The organism is Streptomyces sp. NPDC058701, assembly GCF_042715295.1.
Taxonomy (GTDB): domain Bacteria; phylum Actinomycetota; class Actinomycetes; order Streptomycetales; family Streptomycetaceae; genus Streptomyces.
The window spans coordinates 126,286-140,812 of record NZ_JBHXSY010000015.1; the positions used below are offsets into that span (position 1 = coordinate 126,286).

The 14,527-nt window shown below is 70.9% G+C and carries 11 protein-coding genes; 2 read left to right on the top strand and 9 right to left on the bottom strand.

The window, feature by feature from the left end:
* Nucleotides 1-37 precede the first annotated feature (37 nt).
* The 9 genes from ACFWW8_RS18715 to ACFWW8_RS18755 form a co-directional block, all read right to left on the bottom strand.
* On the bottom strand, nucleotides 38-1,465 hold the full coding sequence (locus ACFWW8_RS18715; RefSeq protein ID WP_386530042.1) for a NarK family nitrate/nitrite MFS transporter: 1,428 nt from the start codon (nucleotides 1,463-1,465) through the stop codon (nucleotides 38-40).
* 2 nt (nucleotides 1,466-1,467) lie between these two features.
* Entirely contained in the window at nucleotides 1,468-1,881 is a 414-nt protein-coding gene (locus tag ACFWW8_RS18720; RefSeq protein ID WP_386530044.1) for a hypothetical protein, read from the bottom strand.
* A complete protein-coding gene (locus ACFWW8_RS18725; RefSeq protein WP_386530046.1) occupies nucleotides 1,833-2,492 on the bottom strand; it encodes a ubiquinol-cytochrome c reductase iron-sulfur subunit in 660 nt (219 codons plus the stop codon). Before ACFWW8_RS18725 ends, ACFWW8_RS18720 begins: the two co-directional genes overlap by 49 nt.
* Nucleotides 2,489-3,088 carry a 4Fe-4S dicluster domain-containing protein gene (locus tag ACFWW8_RS18730; protein ID WP_386530048.1) on the bottom strand — a complete coding sequence of 200 codons (600 nt, stop codon included), beginning with the start codon at nucleotides 3,086-3,088 and terminating at the stop codon, nucleotides 2,489-2,491. Before ACFWW8_RS18730 ends, ACFWW8_RS18725 begins: the two co-directional genes overlap by 4 nt.
* A 7-nt stretch (nucleotides 3,089-3,095) precedes the next feature.
* Nucleotides 3,096-5,432 (bottom strand): molybdopterin oxidoreductase family protein, encoded by a 2,337-nt coding sequence (locus ACFWW8_RS18735; RefSeq protein WP_386530050.1) that lies wholly within the window; start codon nucleotides 5,430-5,432, stop codon nucleotides 3,096-3,098.
* On the bottom strand, nucleotides 5,429-6,538 hold the full coding sequence (locus tag ACFWW8_RS18740; protein WP_386530052.1) for an MFS transporter: 1,110 nt from the start codon (nucleotides 6,536-6,538) through the stop codon (nucleotides 5,429-5,431). Before ACFWW8_RS18740 ends, ACFWW8_RS18735 begins: the two co-directional genes overlap by 4 nt.
* A gap of 68 nt (nucleotides 6,539-6,606) precedes the next feature.
* Entirely contained in the window at nucleotides 6,607-7,497 is an 891-nt protein-coding gene (gene pflA / locus ACFWW8_RS18745) for a pyruvate formate-lyase-activating protein (RefSeq protein ID WP_386530054.1), read from the bottom strand.
* Between the two features lie 132 nt (nucleotides 7,498-7,629).
* On the bottom strand, nucleotides 7,630-9,900 hold the full coding sequence (pflB, locus tag ACFWW8_RS18750) for a formate C-acetyltransferase (protein ID WP_386530056.1): 2,271 nt from the start codon (nucleotides 9,898-9,900) through the stop codon (nucleotides 7,630-7,632).
* Nucleotides 9,901-10,107: 207 nt separating this feature from the next.
* The gene (locus ACFWW8_RS18755; RefSeq protein ID WP_386530058.1) at nucleotides 10,108-11,514 is read right to left on the bottom strand and encodes a NarK family nitrate/nitrite MFS transporter; all 1,407 of its coding nucleotides are present in this window, start codon (nucleotides 11,512-11,514) and stop codon (nucleotides 10,108-10,110) included.
* A gap of 316 nt (nucleotides 11,515-11,830) precedes the next feature.
* On the opposite strand from ACFWW8_RS18755, the gene ACFWW8_RS18760 reads away from it, so the two are divergent.
* Together ACFWW8_RS18760 and ACFWW8_RS18765 are read left to right on the top strand one after the other, a co-directional pair.
* Nucleotides 11,831-12,997, top strand: a complete 1,167-nt coding sequence (locus ACFWW8_RS18760; protein WP_386530060.1) for a low temperature requirement protein A — start codon at nucleotides 11,831-11,833, stop codon at nucleotides 12,995-12,997.
* A gap of 133 nt (nucleotides 12,998-13,130) precedes the next feature.
* Nucleotides 13,131-14,396: a cytochrome P450 gene (locus ACFWW8_RS18765; RefSeq protein WP_386530062.1), complete on the top strand. Its 1,266-nt coding sequence runs from the start codon at nucleotides 13,131-13,133 to the stop codon at nucleotides 14,394-14,396.
* Nucleotides 14,397-14,527 lie beyond the last annotated feature (131 nt).

The window sequence follows — 14,527 nt, forward strand, 5'->3', positions numbered from 1 at the left end:
CCCCCTCCTCCTCCCCGGGTCCCGGACCCGGGCCCGCTCAGCTGGGGGCTTCCGCGCCCTTGCGGGCGTAGAACCACCAGCACACCGCGAGGCACGTGGCGTAGAAGGCGATGAAGATCCACAGGGCGTTGGTGACCGCCATCGCGGCGAACATCGCCGGGATGAAGAAGAAGCCGTAGGCGGCGATCGCCGAGGAGAAGCCGGTGACGGCGCCGGACTCCATCTCCGACTGCCTGAGCGCGGCGGCCTGCGCCTCCGGTCCCTTGCCCTCGGCCTCCCGCATGTGCTGGTCCCGGAAGATCACCGGAATCTGCCGGAAGGTCGAGCCGTTGCCGAGGCCGGAGAAGGCGAAGGCCGCGAGGAAGCCGATGAAGAAGGCCCAGAAGCTGCCCGGGTCACCGCCGGAGGGCAGGGCGTAGACCACCACGACCAGCGCGGCGGCCATGCCCACGAAGGACAGCATGGTGACCCTGGCTCCGCCCATCCTGTCGGAGAGCCAGCCGCCGGCCCAGCGCATGAGCGCGCCGATGAACGGGCCGATCCAGGCATAGGTGGTGGCCTGGTAGCCCTGCGCCTCGAAGTTGTTCTTGATCAGCAGGGGAAGGCCCGCGGCGAAGCCGATGAAGGACCCGAAGGTGCCGACGTAGAGCCAGGTCATCAGCCAGTTGTGCTTGCGCTTGAAGATGATCTTCTGCTGGCTGAAGGGGGCCGCGGCCACCTTGAGGTCGTTCATCAGGAACCAGGCGAGCAGCGCCATGATGACCAGCAGCGGCACCCACAGGAAGGCGCCGTTCTGCAGCCAGATGTCGGTGTCCTTCTTGCCGTCGTACTGCGGGCCGCCCGCCGGGGCGCCCAGGACGGCGGCGGTGACCACCAGCGGGGCGACCAGCTGGACCACGCTCACGCCGAGGTTGCCGAGGCCGCCGTTGAGGCCGCTGGCGCTGCCCTTCTCCCGCTTGGGGAAGAAGAAGCCGATGTTGGCCATCGAGGAGGCGAAGTTCGCGCCGCCGATGCCGCAGACGGCCGCGATAAGGGCCAGTTCCCAGTACGGGGTGCCGGTGTCCTGGAGCGCGAAGCCGAGCCACAGCATGGGCACGATCAGGATGATCGTGCTGAACGCGGTGAACTTCCGCTCGCCGAAGATCGGCCCGATGAACGTGTACAGGATCCGGAAGGTGCCGCCGGTGATGCCGGGAATGGCGGTCAGCCAGAACAGCTGCGACTTGGAGAACCCGAAGCCGACGTCGTTCAGTTTGACCACGGTCACCGACCAGACCTGCCAGACCACGAAGCCGAGCATCAGTGCCGGGATCGAGACCCAGAGGTTGCGCTGGGCGACCTTGCGGCCGGTGGACTGCCAGAAGCCGTCGTCCTCGGGCCGCCAGTCGCCGATGGTGGCGCCGGGCTGGTAGGTCTCCGCGCGGTGCGAGCGCACCGGGTTGGGAGCGGGCGGGGGTATCGACATGGTCATCGGTCCTTCGGGTCGAGGAGCCACAGGGCGATCACGACGAGGAAGGACAGGACCAGGAATCCCGCTCCCCACCAGGCCGTGCCGGTATTGCCCTCCATCCACTCGTTGACGGTCACGGTGAGCGCCCAGAGCTGGCCGACGACCACGGTGAGGGCCAGCACCAGACGGGCGTTGAGCTTGGAGGACCGCTCCGGCTCCTGTTCGGTGCCGGCGCCCGGGCCGGGGCCCGTGTGCCGGATCCGCGGGTCGCCGTAGCCGCTGGTGGGACGGATCTGCGGATACCGCTCCCGCAGCGGCCGGTTCAGCCGGGGCTGGGCACTGCCCGGGTGGTAGTCCGGGCGCGGAGGCAGCTGTGCGTCACTCACGTCCGCCCGCTTTCGGTCGACTTGGCGCGAGCCTCCCCGGGGCATCCCAGCTGTGCGGAGAACTCGGGGCGGGAATCGCCGAACTGCCGGCAGAGGGCGTCCTTCGCCGGCTCTCCCGACCGGGCGGTGGCGACGGCCCAGACGCTGCCGTCGGCCTGCTCGGTCAGGAAGATCCTCGGGAGGGGGCGCGGCGGCGGCCCGGCCGTCACCTCGCCGGTGCGGGCGTTGAAAACGCCCTCGTGGCACGGGCAGTACAGCTCCCCGTCCGGTCCCCGGTCCTCGCGCCAGAGCACGGCGCAGGCCAGGTGGGTGCAGACGGCGGAGTAGCCGACGAGGGAGCCGTCCTCCAGCCGTACGGCCAGGGCCCGGTCCTCCTCGCCGGGGAACCGGAAGGCCACGGACCGGCCGGGTGGCAGCTCGTCGACGACCTTCTTGGCCTCGGGCATCGACTCGCTGTCCCCGTGCCGGTGCAGGATGCCGGCGGCGACGCCGACGCCTCCGATGGCCAGGCCGCCGGAGACCGTGGCGACGATCCGCAGGTAGTCGCGGCGGGTGGTGAGGGAGTCCGCGCTGATGCGGTCGCGGAGCTGATCGGCGGCGGCGTCGCCGTCGGGGCCCGGGCCGGAGTGCGGGGCGGGCTGTTCGGTGACGCTCATCGGACGTCCACTCCGTTGATCTCGACGACGGGCAGGCCGCCGGGGACGGGCCACTGGACCTTCTCGGCGGGGACGACCATCGCCACGCCGGTGCTGACCACCACGTCGCCGAAGACGAACGAGTCGGCGACCTGGACGCCGGGGCGCTCGGCCTGGAGCTCTTCGAGCGTTCCGTAGAAGAGGGCGCCGGTGGGGCAGACGGTGGCGCACATGGGGGCCAGGCCGTACGCGGTGCGGTCGTAGCAGAGGTTGCACTTCATCTGCAGCTTCGCCTGGAGGTCGATCTTGGGGACGCCGAAGGGGCAGGCGTTGACGCAGTTGGCGCAGCCGATGCAGCGGGTGGTGTCGGCCTGCTGGACCACCCCGTCCGCGGTCACCAGGATCGCGTCGGCGGGACAGACCTCGGCGCAGGGCGCGACCGGGTCCTCGCAGTGCATGCAGACGGTCGGGAGGGAGGCGACGGACGTGCCGGGATCGGTGTAGTCCAGGTGGATCATCGACTTGCCGCGGTGCGAGTCGCACTCGCGGCAGGCCGAGACGCACGCCTGGCAGCCGATGCACCGACCCGGGTCGATGAAGATCGTGCGGCCCATCATGGCGGGGTCAGCTCCTCTCCGCCGTGCCGCGGCCCTGGGGGGCCGTGGGCGGCAGGGGGTCGGTGCGGGAGACCTGGGTCTCCGGATAGGCCTCGTGTCCCGGGGCCGTGGGCGGCGCGGGGACCTCGTCGATCCGACCGGCGGCCTCGATCCGGGCGGCGCAGACCTTGTACTCGGGGATCTTCGAGCGGGGGTCGAGGGCGTCGATGGTCAGGGCGTTCGCGGCCGTGGGCACGGGCCAGTGGTACGGGATGAAGACGGTGTCGGGGCGAATGGCCTCGGTGACCAGCGCCGGGAAGACCTCGCTGCCGCGACGGGTGACCACCCGGACCGGGTCGCCGTCGCGGAAGCCGTGCGAGGGGTGGACCTCCACCCACGGGCGGGGGGTCTGCTCGACGAGGGCGCCCAGGCGCCGGGTCTGGTTCCCGGAGAGGAAGTGCGCGACGGTACGGCCGGTGGTGAGGGAGAGGGGGTACTCCTCGGTGTAGGCGTCCATCGGCGGATGCCACTCCACGACCTGGAGGTGGATCTTCCCGTCGGGGTGGTAGGTCCGCCCGTCCTCGAACAGCCTCGGGGTGCCGGGGTGGTCGGTGGAGGGGCAGGGCCAGGCGATCCCGCCCGTCTCCTCCAGCCGGTCGTACGTGATGCCGTAGTAGTCGTTGACCGTACCGGCGGAGGCGACCCGCAGCTCCTCGAAGACCTCGCGGGAGCCGGGGAAGTCGAAGTGGCGTCCGGCCCCGAGGCGCCGGGCGAGCTCGCACATCACCCAGGTGTCGGTGCGGACCCCGGCGGGCGGCTCCTGCGCCTTGTTGTGCTTGACCACCCGGGCCTCGGCATTCGCCATCACGCCCTCGTCCTCGGCCCAGGTGGTGACGGGGAAGACGACGTGGGCGTTGGCCGCGGTCTCGGAGAGGAAGAAGTCGAACTGTGCGTGGAACTCGGCGGTGTCGTAGCCGTCCTTGACCACCCCGTAGTTGGGGAGGGAGACGAACGGGTTGTTGCAGATGCCGATGAGGCCGCGGATCTCCTTCCGCTGCATCTGCCAGACCATCTCCATCATGGAGGTGCCGGCGCCGGGCAGTTCGGACTCCTCGATGCCCCAGATCTGACAGATCTGGCGCCGGTGCTCCGGGTTGGTGATCGAGCGGCCGCCGGGGAGGAGGTCGGACTTCTGGCCGTGTTCGCGGCCGCCCTGGCCGTTGCCCTGGCCGGTGATGGTGCCGTAGCCGGCGCCCGGCTTGCCGATGTTGCCGGTGGCCACGCACAGGTTGATGACGGAGAGGCAGTTCTCGACGCCCTGGGAGTGGTGCTCGATGCCGCGGGCGTGCCAGGCCATGGCCCGGTCCGCGGCGGCGAAGACCCGGGCGACCTGGACGATCTGCTCGGCCGGGATCCCGCAGATCTCGGCGGAGCGGGAGGGCGGGTAGGCGGCGACGGTCCGCTTGACCTCCTCCCAGCCGGTGGCGTGGGCGGCGAGGTACGCCTCGTCGGTGAGGCCCTCGGCGACGACCACGTGCAGGACGGCGTTGAAGAAGGCGGAGTCGGTGCCAGGCTTGAGGGCGACGTGGATGTCCGCGGTGCGGGCGACGGCCGTCTCGCGGGGGTCGATGACGATCAGCGAGGCGCCGCGGTCCCGCGCGCCCCACAGGTACTGGGTCATCACGGGGAAGCACTCCCCCACGTTCGACCCCGCGATGAGCAGACAGTCGCTGAGGAGGATGTCGGAGAACGGGTTGCCGGCCCGGTCGATGCCGAAGGCGAGCTTGTTGGCGCCGGCGGCGCTGACCATGCACAGCCGGCCGTTGTAGTCGACGTGCTTCGTCTTGAGCGCGACCCGGCCGAACTTGCCGACCAGGTAGGTCTTCTCCGAGAACAGGCTGGCGCCGCCGAGCAGGCCGAAGGCGTCGTTCCCGTACTGCTCCTGGATGCGCCGGATCTCGGAGACGGTGAAGTCGAGCGCCTCGTCCCAGGAGGCCTCCCGGAACTCCTCGTCGCGGGAGCGGCGCATCAGCGGTGCGGTCAGCCGGTCCGGGTGATTGACCTGCTGGTAGGCGTTGATGCCCTTGGGGCACAGCCGCATCCGGTTGATGTCGTGGTTGCGGGGCTCCACGCCGAAGACCTTGCCGCCCCTGTCCACGCGCAGGTACATCCCGCACTGCACGCCGCAGAAGCAGCAGTGGGTGGGGACGAGGGTCTCGCCGTTCTGGTCGGCGTGCCACTGGTCGGCGGGGATGCCGCCGGCGTCGCGGAAGTTGCGGGTGCCGGGCGGGGCGATGGAGGGGTCGATGGAGATCGGTGCGGGCGCGGGCCGGGCGGCGGCCTCGGAGGGGTCCGTCGCGGTCACTTGAAGCCCTTCTTGACGTGGGTCAGGTAGGCGCTGCCGCGCAGCACCCGCTTGCAGCGGGGGCAGTACTCGGCCCAGGCGTCGAAGTCGAGCTTCAGGTCCTTCATCGTGCCGCGCAGGTTCTCGACGTACGGGGCGGTGTCGACCGGTTCGCCGCAGCGCTTGCAGGCGAAGACCTGCTCGTCCTGGCGGGCCGTGTACTTGAACAGCTGCATGCCGACGGCGGCCGGGCGCTGGACGATGTGGAAGAACTTCCCGAACGGGATGTAGATGAGGGTGAACACCACCGACACCATGTGCAGGATGGCGAGGAACTCGTATCCGCCGCCGTGCAGGAAGATCGACGAGAAGGTCAGCAGCAGCCCGGTCACCGAGATGACGATGAGGCAGATCAGCGGCAGCAGGTCGTAGGCGAAGCGCTGGCCGGTCATGGCCCCGCGGTCCTTCATCCGCCGCCACAGGAAGTACGAGGCCCCGGGGATGACGAGGACGGCCGCGACGTCCAGGCCGTGGAACATCAGCCAGCCCAGGATGCTCAGCGAGTCGAAGCCGAGGACCTTGACGCCCCAGACGCGCATCTCGTAGCCGGGCCCGGAGCCGCTTGCGGAGGTGAAGGTGAACCAGCCCCAGGTGAGGGGGAAGGTGATGAGGGCCGCGAGGATGCAGCCCCAGAAGATGAGCTGGTGGGCGGCCCAGCGGGCGCGCGAGCGGGCGCCGAGGAACTTCTGGAAGCCGAGGTAGGTGGCGATCATCTTCGGCAGGGCGGTGGGGGCCTTGCGGAAGTTGGCAGCCGAGAAGAAGCTGCCGAAGCCCTTCCTGAAGAGGCGGCGCGCACCCGGAGCCGAGACCCAAACGGTGTACCGGTAGGCGACGCCGAAGGCAAGGAAGACGGTGGCGACGGCGTACGGCAGCAGCGCCGAGTCGAAGTCGCGCAGCAGCCTGCTGCCCAGCACGATCGCGACGACGAGCAGGAGCGAGACGACGGTGCCGGCCAGGGAGGCCCGAGCGGTGACGGACCGCCGGGCCGCGGGCGGCGCCTCGGGCGGCTCGGTCCGCTCCGGTGGCGGCGGTGGGGCGGCGGCAAGGACTTCTGTGGGCTCGGACACAGCACCAAGCTAGGTGGTGTGTACGGTTTCAGCCCGTTATGCCCCGGTGGGGGTTAGGCCGTACGGGGTCAGACGGCGGCCAGACCCCGTGCCGCGAAGACGGCCTTGGCCGCGGCCACCTGCTCCGCGGTGGGCGACGGCGTGTCGTGGAGGGTGAAGGGCATGTCCAGCGCCTCCCACTTGCTCTCGCCGAGCTTGTGGAACGGCAGCACGTCGACCCGCGATACGTTGCCGAGGCCGGCCGCGAAGGCGGCGACGCCCTCCACGTTCTCCCGGGCGTCCGTCAGCCCCGGCACCAGCACGAAGCGCAGGTGCACCTCCTTGCCGAGGTCGGCGAGGCGCCGGGCGAAGTCCAGGGTGGTCTCCAGCGGGCGGCCGGTCACCTTCACGTAGGTCTCCCGGTCCCAGGACTTGACGTCCAGCAGGACCAGGTCGACGTCGCGCAGCAGCGCGTCGGTGGCCCGCGCGCCGAGGAAGCCGGAGGTGTCGAGGGCGGTGTGCAGCCCGAGGTCGTTCTTCATCCGGTGCAGCAGCTCGCCCGCGAACACGGGTTGGAGCAGCGGTTCGCCGCCCGAGACGGTGGCGCCGCCGCCCGCGGCGGAGATGAAGCGGGTGTACTTGCGGGCCTCGGCGATGACGTCGTCCGCGGAGGTGCGCCTGCCGCCCCGCATCCGCAGGGTGTCGGGGTTGTGGCAGTACAGGCAGGCCAGCGGGCAGCCGGCCAGGAACGTCACGAAGCGGGTCCCGGGCCCGTCGACCCCGGTGGACAGGTCCCAGGAGTGCACCGACCCCTCGCTCGGCCGCTGGGTCGCGGCGGCGGCCGGCGTCCGGGCCGCGCCGGCGGAAGCGGGTCCGGCGGCGGGTCCGGCGGAGAAGCCGGCGGAGGAGCCGGGTCCGGGGCCGACGACGGCTGCGCCGGCCTGGCCGACGGGAATGCTCGTACCGAAGAGGACGGTCATGGCGGGTGCTCCAGAGGTGATCCGGTGGGTCCGTCGGAGTCGCGCGGCCCCGGGGCCGGGGTGAGGGCCGGCCCGGGCCGCGCGGCCGGCGGGGCCGGCGCGGCCGGCGGGGCCGGCGGGGCCGGCGGGGCCCTACAGGGAGCCGTGGAAGGTGCGGTTCAGCACGTCGAGCTGCTGGTCCCGCGTGAGCCGGACGAAGTTCACCGCGTAGCCGCTGACGCGGATGGTCAGCTGCGGGTGGTCCTCCGGGTGCTCCATGGCGTCCATGAGCGTGTCGCGGCTCAGCACGTTCACGTTCATGTGGAAACCGTCGACCGCCGTGTAGCCGTCCAGCACGCCCGCCAGGTTCTTGATCCGCTCCTCGGGGGTGCGGCCCAGGCCGTCGGGGGTGACGGTGTTGGTCAGCGAGATGCCGTCCTCCGCGTCCCCGTACGGAAGCTTCGCGACGGACAGCGCCGAGGTGACGTAGCCGTGGGTGTCGCGCCCGTTCATCGGGTTGGCGCCCGGGGAGAAGGGCTCGCCGGCGCGGCGTCCGTCCGGGGTGTTGCCGGTCTTCTTGCCGTAGACGACGTTCGAGGTGATGGTCAGCACGGACTGCGTGTGCTCGGCGCCGCGGTAGGTCTCGTGCTTGCGGATCTTCCTCATGAACTCCTCGACGAGCCACACCGCGATGCCGTCGACGCGGTCGTCGTTGTTGCCGTAGGCCGGGTAGTCGCCCTCGACGGTGTAGTCGGTGACGAGCCCGGTCTCGTCGCGCAGGGCGGTGACCTTGGCGTGCTTGATGGCGGACAGGGAGTCGGCGGCCACCGACAGGCCGGCGATGCCGCAGGCCATGGTGCGGCGCACGTCGCGGTCGTGGAGCGCCATCTCGATGCGCTCGTACGCGTACCGGTCGTGCATGTAGTGGATGACGTTCAGGGCGTGGACGTAGGTCTCGGCGAGCCACTCCATCTGCTCGTCGAACTTCGCCATGACCTCGTCGTAGTCCAGCACCTCGGAGGTCAGGGCGCCGGTCTCGGGGCCGACCTGGGCGCCGGACTTCTCGTCCCGGCCGCCGTTGACCGCGTAGAGCAGGGTTTTGGCGAGGTTCACCCGGGCGCCGAAGAACTGCATCTGCTTGCCGACGGGCATCGCCGAGACGCAGCAGGCGATGGCGGTGTCGTCGCCGAAGCGCGGGCGCATCAGCTCGTCGGACTCGTACTGCACCGAGGAGGTGTCGATCGAGACGCGGGCGCAGAACTCCTTGAAGCCCTGCGGCAGCCGCGGCGACCAGAAGACCGTCATGTTCGGCTCGGGGGCGGGGCCGAGGTTGTAGAGGGTCTGGAGGTAGCGGAAGGAGGTCCGGGTGACCAGCGGACGGCCGTCCTCACCCATGCCGGCGATCGACTCGGTGACCCAGGTCGGGTCGCCGGAGAACAGCTGGTCGTACTCGGGGGTGCGCAGGAAGCGGACGATGCGGAGCTTGATGATGAAGTCGTCGACCAGCTCCTGGGCCTGCTCCTCGGTGAGGAGCCCGGCCTCGATGTCGCGCTGGAGGTAGACGTCGATGAAGGTGGACGTCCGACCCAGGGACATGGCCGCGCCGTTCTGCTCCTTCACGGCGGCCAGGTACGCGAAGTACATCCACTGGATGGCCTCGCGGCCGGTGGCGGCCGGTGCGGAGATGTCGTGGCCGTACGAGGCGGCCATCGCCTTCAGCTCGGCGAGCGCCCGGATCTGCTCCGAGAGCTCCTCGCGCAGGCGGATCGTCTCCTCCAGCGAACGATCGCCCGCGGGGAGGGAGTTCAGGCCCTCCTTCTCCTCCTTCTTGACGGAGACGAGGCGGTCGACGCCGTAGAGGGCCACGCGGCGGTAGTCGCCGATGATCCGGCCGCGGCCGTAGGCGTCCGGCAGGCCGGTGACGACGCCGGCCTTGCGGGCGGCGCGGATCGCGGGGGTGTACGCGTCGAAGACCCCGGCGTTGTGGGTCTTTCGGTACTCGGTGAAGACGCGTTCCAGGTCTTCGGAAACCGGGTAGCCGTACGTCTCCAGGGCGCCGGCCACCATGCGCCAGCCGCCGTACGGCATGATCGCGCGCTTCAGCGGGGCGTCGGTCTGGAGGCCGACGATGAGGTCCTTCTCGCGGTCGATGTAGCCGGGGGCGTGCGCGGTGATCGTCGACGGGATGTCGTACGCGACGTCGTGGACGCCCTTCTCCCGCTCTTCCGGGAACTTGTCCGTGATGGCCTTCCACACGGCGGTGGTGCGCTCGGTGGGGCCGGCGAGGAAGGCGTCGTCACCCTCGTACGGCGTGTAGTTCTGCTGGATGAAGTCGCGGACGTCGACGGTGTCGCGCCAGAGACCGCCCTTGAAGCCGTCCCAGGCATCGCTGTTCTTCGTGGTTACCGCAGGAGTGACAGTCATCGCCCGCACCTTCTTCAGTCGCCTCGTTGCTTGTATCCATTGCACGCCTTTTGATCGATCATTTGGCGCCGCGTTGGTCCCGAGCTGGGGCCCGAAGGTCCCGCGATTCCCGCTCTCCCCCCTCCCCCACCGGGCGTGACCTGCTATTTCGGGCAGGCCGATGGTCCCTCGCGCGCTTGTGAAAACATTCACAAGAATGCGCGGGGTCTAGCTGGGCGCTTCCGCGCCCTTGCGGGCGTAGAACCACCAGGCCACCACCACGCACGAGGCGTAGAAGGCCACGAAGCCCCACATCGCGCTGGTCACGGCGAAGTTCGCGAACATCGCCGGGATGAAGAAGAAGCCGTACGCGGCGATGGCGGCCGTGAAGCCGGTCACCGCGCCGGACTCGATCTCCGCCTGCTTCAGGGCGGCGGCGTGCTCCCGGGTGCCCTCCGTCAGGCCCTTGAGGTGCTGGCCGCGGAAGATCACGGGGATCTGCCGGAACGTCGAGCCGTTGCCGATGCCCGAGAAGAGGAAGGCCGACAGGAAGCAGAGGAAGAACCCGTGGAACGACCCCTGGTCGGAACCGGCCGGCAGGAAGGTGATCACGCCGATGATCGACGCGCCCATGCCCACGAAGGACAGGATCGTCACCCGGGCGCCGCCCAGCCTGTCGGCGATCCAGCCGCCCGCCCAGCGGGCCAGCGCGCCCAGCGCGGGACCCATCCAGGCGTAGGTCGCCACCGAGTACGCCGGGAACGTGGTCTTGATCAGCAGCGGGAGCGCCGCCGCGAAGCCGATGAAGGAGCCGAAGGTGCCGACGTAGAGCCAGGTCATCACCCAGTTGTGCTTGCGCTTGAAGATGACCTTCTGCTGGCTGAAGGGCGTGGAGGCCACCTTCAGGTCGTTCTGCCCGAACCAGGCCACGGCCGCCAGGACGATCAGGACCGGCACCCACACGAAGGCGGCGTTCTGCAGGTAGATCTCCGAGCCGTCCGCCTTCTTCTGGCCCGCGCCGATCGCGAGGACCGAGGACGTGATCAGGATCGGGGTCAGGAGCTGGACGACCGAGACGCCGAGGTTGCCCAGGCCGCCGTTGACACCGGTCGCGTTGCCCTTCTCCTGCTTCGGGTAGAAGAAGCCGATGTTCGCCAGCGAGGAGGAGAAGTTGGCGCCGCCGATGCCGCAGAGCGCGGCGATCGCGATCATCGTGCTGTACGGGGTGTCCGGGTTCTGCACCGCGAAGCCCAGCCACAGCAGCGGGACGACCAGCACGACCGTGGAGATCGCGGTGAAGCGCCGCTGGCCGATCATCGGACCGATGAACGTGTAGAGGATCCGCGCGGTGCCGCCGGTGATGCCGGGGACCGCCGTCAGCCAGAACAGCTGGGACTGCGAGAAGCCGAATCCGACGTCCTTGAGGTTGGTCGCCGTGATGCTCCAGACCTGCCAGACCACGAAGGCCACGAGCAGGGCGGGCACCGCGATCCACAGGTTGCGGGTCGCGACCTTCTTCCCCGTGGACCGCCAGAAGGACGGATCCTCCGGCGTCCAGTCCGTGATGGTGCGGCCGGGGCGGTACTGCGCCGGATCGGCGAGCGACCTCTGCGCTTCCTTCGTGGCGGTACTCATTGCACTTCCTGAAGTCAAAGGGGCCTGACCTGCGAGAAAGGTCCTGACCTATCCAGACTCCGCTGACCGGCGCGCTCGGGGCAGAGGACAACGCACCGGGGGCGGCGGCCCGAAGTCCCCTCGCCCCCGGTCCGTTGGTAAGCCGCGCGCAGGGCCCTCCGCCTCCCGCGGCCCCACGCGTCCGGAGCCGCCGGCCGCCACCCGCGCGTGGCCCGGCCGGTGCCGGCCCGGTACGAGGCCTCCGCGCGGGGCACCGGAGCGGTCGGGGCAGCGCGCCTGGCCTGCCGAAGGCGCCGTTCCTGGTCTGCTGGCCGGCATGGCCTACTCACCCATGATCGCCCGCAGTCCCGACGAGGGGCACCGTGCGGCGACCCCGCTGGAGCTGTTCTTCGACCTGTGCTTCGTCGTCGCGATCGCCCAGTGCGGTTCCCGGCTGGTGCACGCGGTGGCCGAGGGGCACCCCCTGACCGGGGTGATCGGCTACTTCTTCGTCTTCTTCGGCGTGTGGTGGGCGTGGATGAACTTCACGTGGTTCGCCTCCGCCTACGACTGCGACGACGTCCCGTACCGGATCGCGACGCTGGTCCAGATCGCCGGCGTCCTCGTCTACGCGGCGGGCGTGACCCGGGCCTCCGACGACAACGACTGGACGGTGGCCGTCATCGGCTACCTGATCATGCGCGTGGCGCTGACCGCCCAGTGGCTGCGGGCCGCGGCCGGGGAGAGCGGGCCGGCCCGCAGGGCGGCCCTGACCTACGCCGCGGGACTGGTGGTGTGCCAGGCGGGCTGGGTGGCGCTGTTGTTCGCCCCCGGCGACCTGATGCGGTGGCTGTTCCTGGTGGTGGCGGCGGCCGAGCTGTTGGTGCCGGTGGTGGCCGAGCGCGGCCACCAGACGCCTTGGCACGCGCACCACATCGTGGAGCGGTACGGCCTGTTCACCATCATCGTGCTGGGCGAGACGATCGCCGCGAGCACGGTCGCGGTGAAGTCGGCGCTCGACGAGCACGAGGCCCTGGGCGAACTGCTGCCCATCGCGGCAGGCGGCCTGCTGATCGTCTTCGCCGCGTGGTGGATCTACTTCGCCGTCCCCATGCACCAGCGGCTGAGCTCCAACCGCGAGGCCATCCCGTGGGGTTACGGCCACCTGTTGATCTTCGCCTCGGGCGCGGCGATCGGGGCGGGCATCGAGGTCGCGGTCGAGCACGCGGTCGGCAAGGCGCACATCTCCCAGGCCGCGGCGAACGCCGCCGTCACCGTCCCGTCCGCGCTGTTCCTGCTGATGGTGTGGCTGCTGCACTCGCGCTACTTCAAGCGCGGTGTCGCCGAGCAGCTGACCCTGCCGGTCTCCGCCCTCGTGATCCTGGCGTGCACCTGGGCGGGCCCGTACGCCGTCCTGTACGCGGGCCTCGCCGCGACGGCCACGATCGCCGTCGGCCTGACCCTGGCCGGCCGGGGCGCCCGCCCCGACCACGTCGTGCTCTGACCCAGGCGGCGGGCGGCCCCGGCCCGCCGCCCCGGCGGAGCCCCGGCAACGGCTCCGCGCCGGGCCGTCACCCCCGCGCCGCCGCGACCGTTCTCCAGCGCAGCACGACGGCGCGACAGGAAGAGGCACGGCCATGACACTCCCGGCTCAGCGACACGGCACCGGAACGGAACCCGGCCCCGGAGGGGAACTGGCCGAGCCCGGCTTCTGGCAGCTCCCGCCGGAACACCGCCTGGCGGTGTTCGCCCGCCTCCGCGCCCTCGGCGCACCGGTGTTCGTCCCCGAGGGGGCCGGGCCCGGGCACTGGGCCCTCGTACGGCACGCGCAGGTGCAGGAGGCCAGCCGCCTGCCCAAGGTGTTCGCGAGCGCTCCCGGGGTGACCACCCCCGAACCGGCCCGGTGGGTGCGCGCGCTGTTCGGGGACTCGATGGTCAACCTGGACGGACCCGACCACGCCCGGCTCCGCAAGATCGTCCAACGGGCCTTCACGCCCCGCCTGCTGGCGGCCGCCGAAGAGGACATCCACGCGGTGGCGGCCCGGATCGTGGACGACGTGCTCGACGCGCGGCCGGACGAGTTCGTCTCGGCGGTGGCCTCCCGGCTGCCCCTGGAGGTCATCTGCAACATGATGGGCATCCCGGACCGCTACCGCGCGGAGATCGCCGACCGCGTCAACCACGCCTCCGAGCACATCGGCGTGGAACGGGGCCTGGCCGCCCGGCTGCGGGTGCCCGGGCGCGGCCTGCGGGCGCTGGCCCGGATGCAGCGGATGGTGGCGGGCATCGGCCGCGAGCGGCGCAAGAACCCCACCGACGACCTCATCTCGGCCCTGGTCTGCGCGAACGTCGACGGCCAGGCGCTCGGCGCCCGCCAACTCGGCGCGTTCTTCTCACTTCTGATGGTCGCCGGAGTGGAGACCACCCGCAACGCGATCACCCACGGGCTGACGCTGCTGACCGACCATCCCGCCCAACGGGACCTGCTGCTGTCAGACTTCGAGGCGCACGCGGACGGCGCGGTGGACGAGATCATCCGTCACTCGACGCCGATCATCCAGTTCCGCCGGACGGTCGTCGCCGAACACACCATGGACGGGCACCTGTTCAGCCCGGGCGACAAGGTGGTCCTGTACTACGCCTCCGCCAACCGCGACGAGGCCGTCTTCCCGGACCCGGACGCCTTCGACATCACCCGCTCGCCCAATCCGCACCTGGGCTTCGGCGGCGGCGGACCGCACTTCTGTCTGGGCGCGCACCTGGCGCGGGTGGAGATGCGGGCGCTCTTCCGCGAGCTGCTGACCCGGCCGGTCGGGCTGCGCGCGGTGGGTCTGCCGGACCTGGCGGGGTCGAACTTCGACAACCGGGTCCGCTCGCTCAGGTTCGCCTTCGAACGGCCGTGACCCCGAAGGCCGTCACCCCCGACGGCCGTCGCACCCCGAAGGCCCCCGGGGGCCCCCGAACCCCCGACCGGGCCCCGATGCCCCCGGCCGGGGCCGGCCACCGGGCAGGCTGGGGGCCCGGCGGCCGGCGC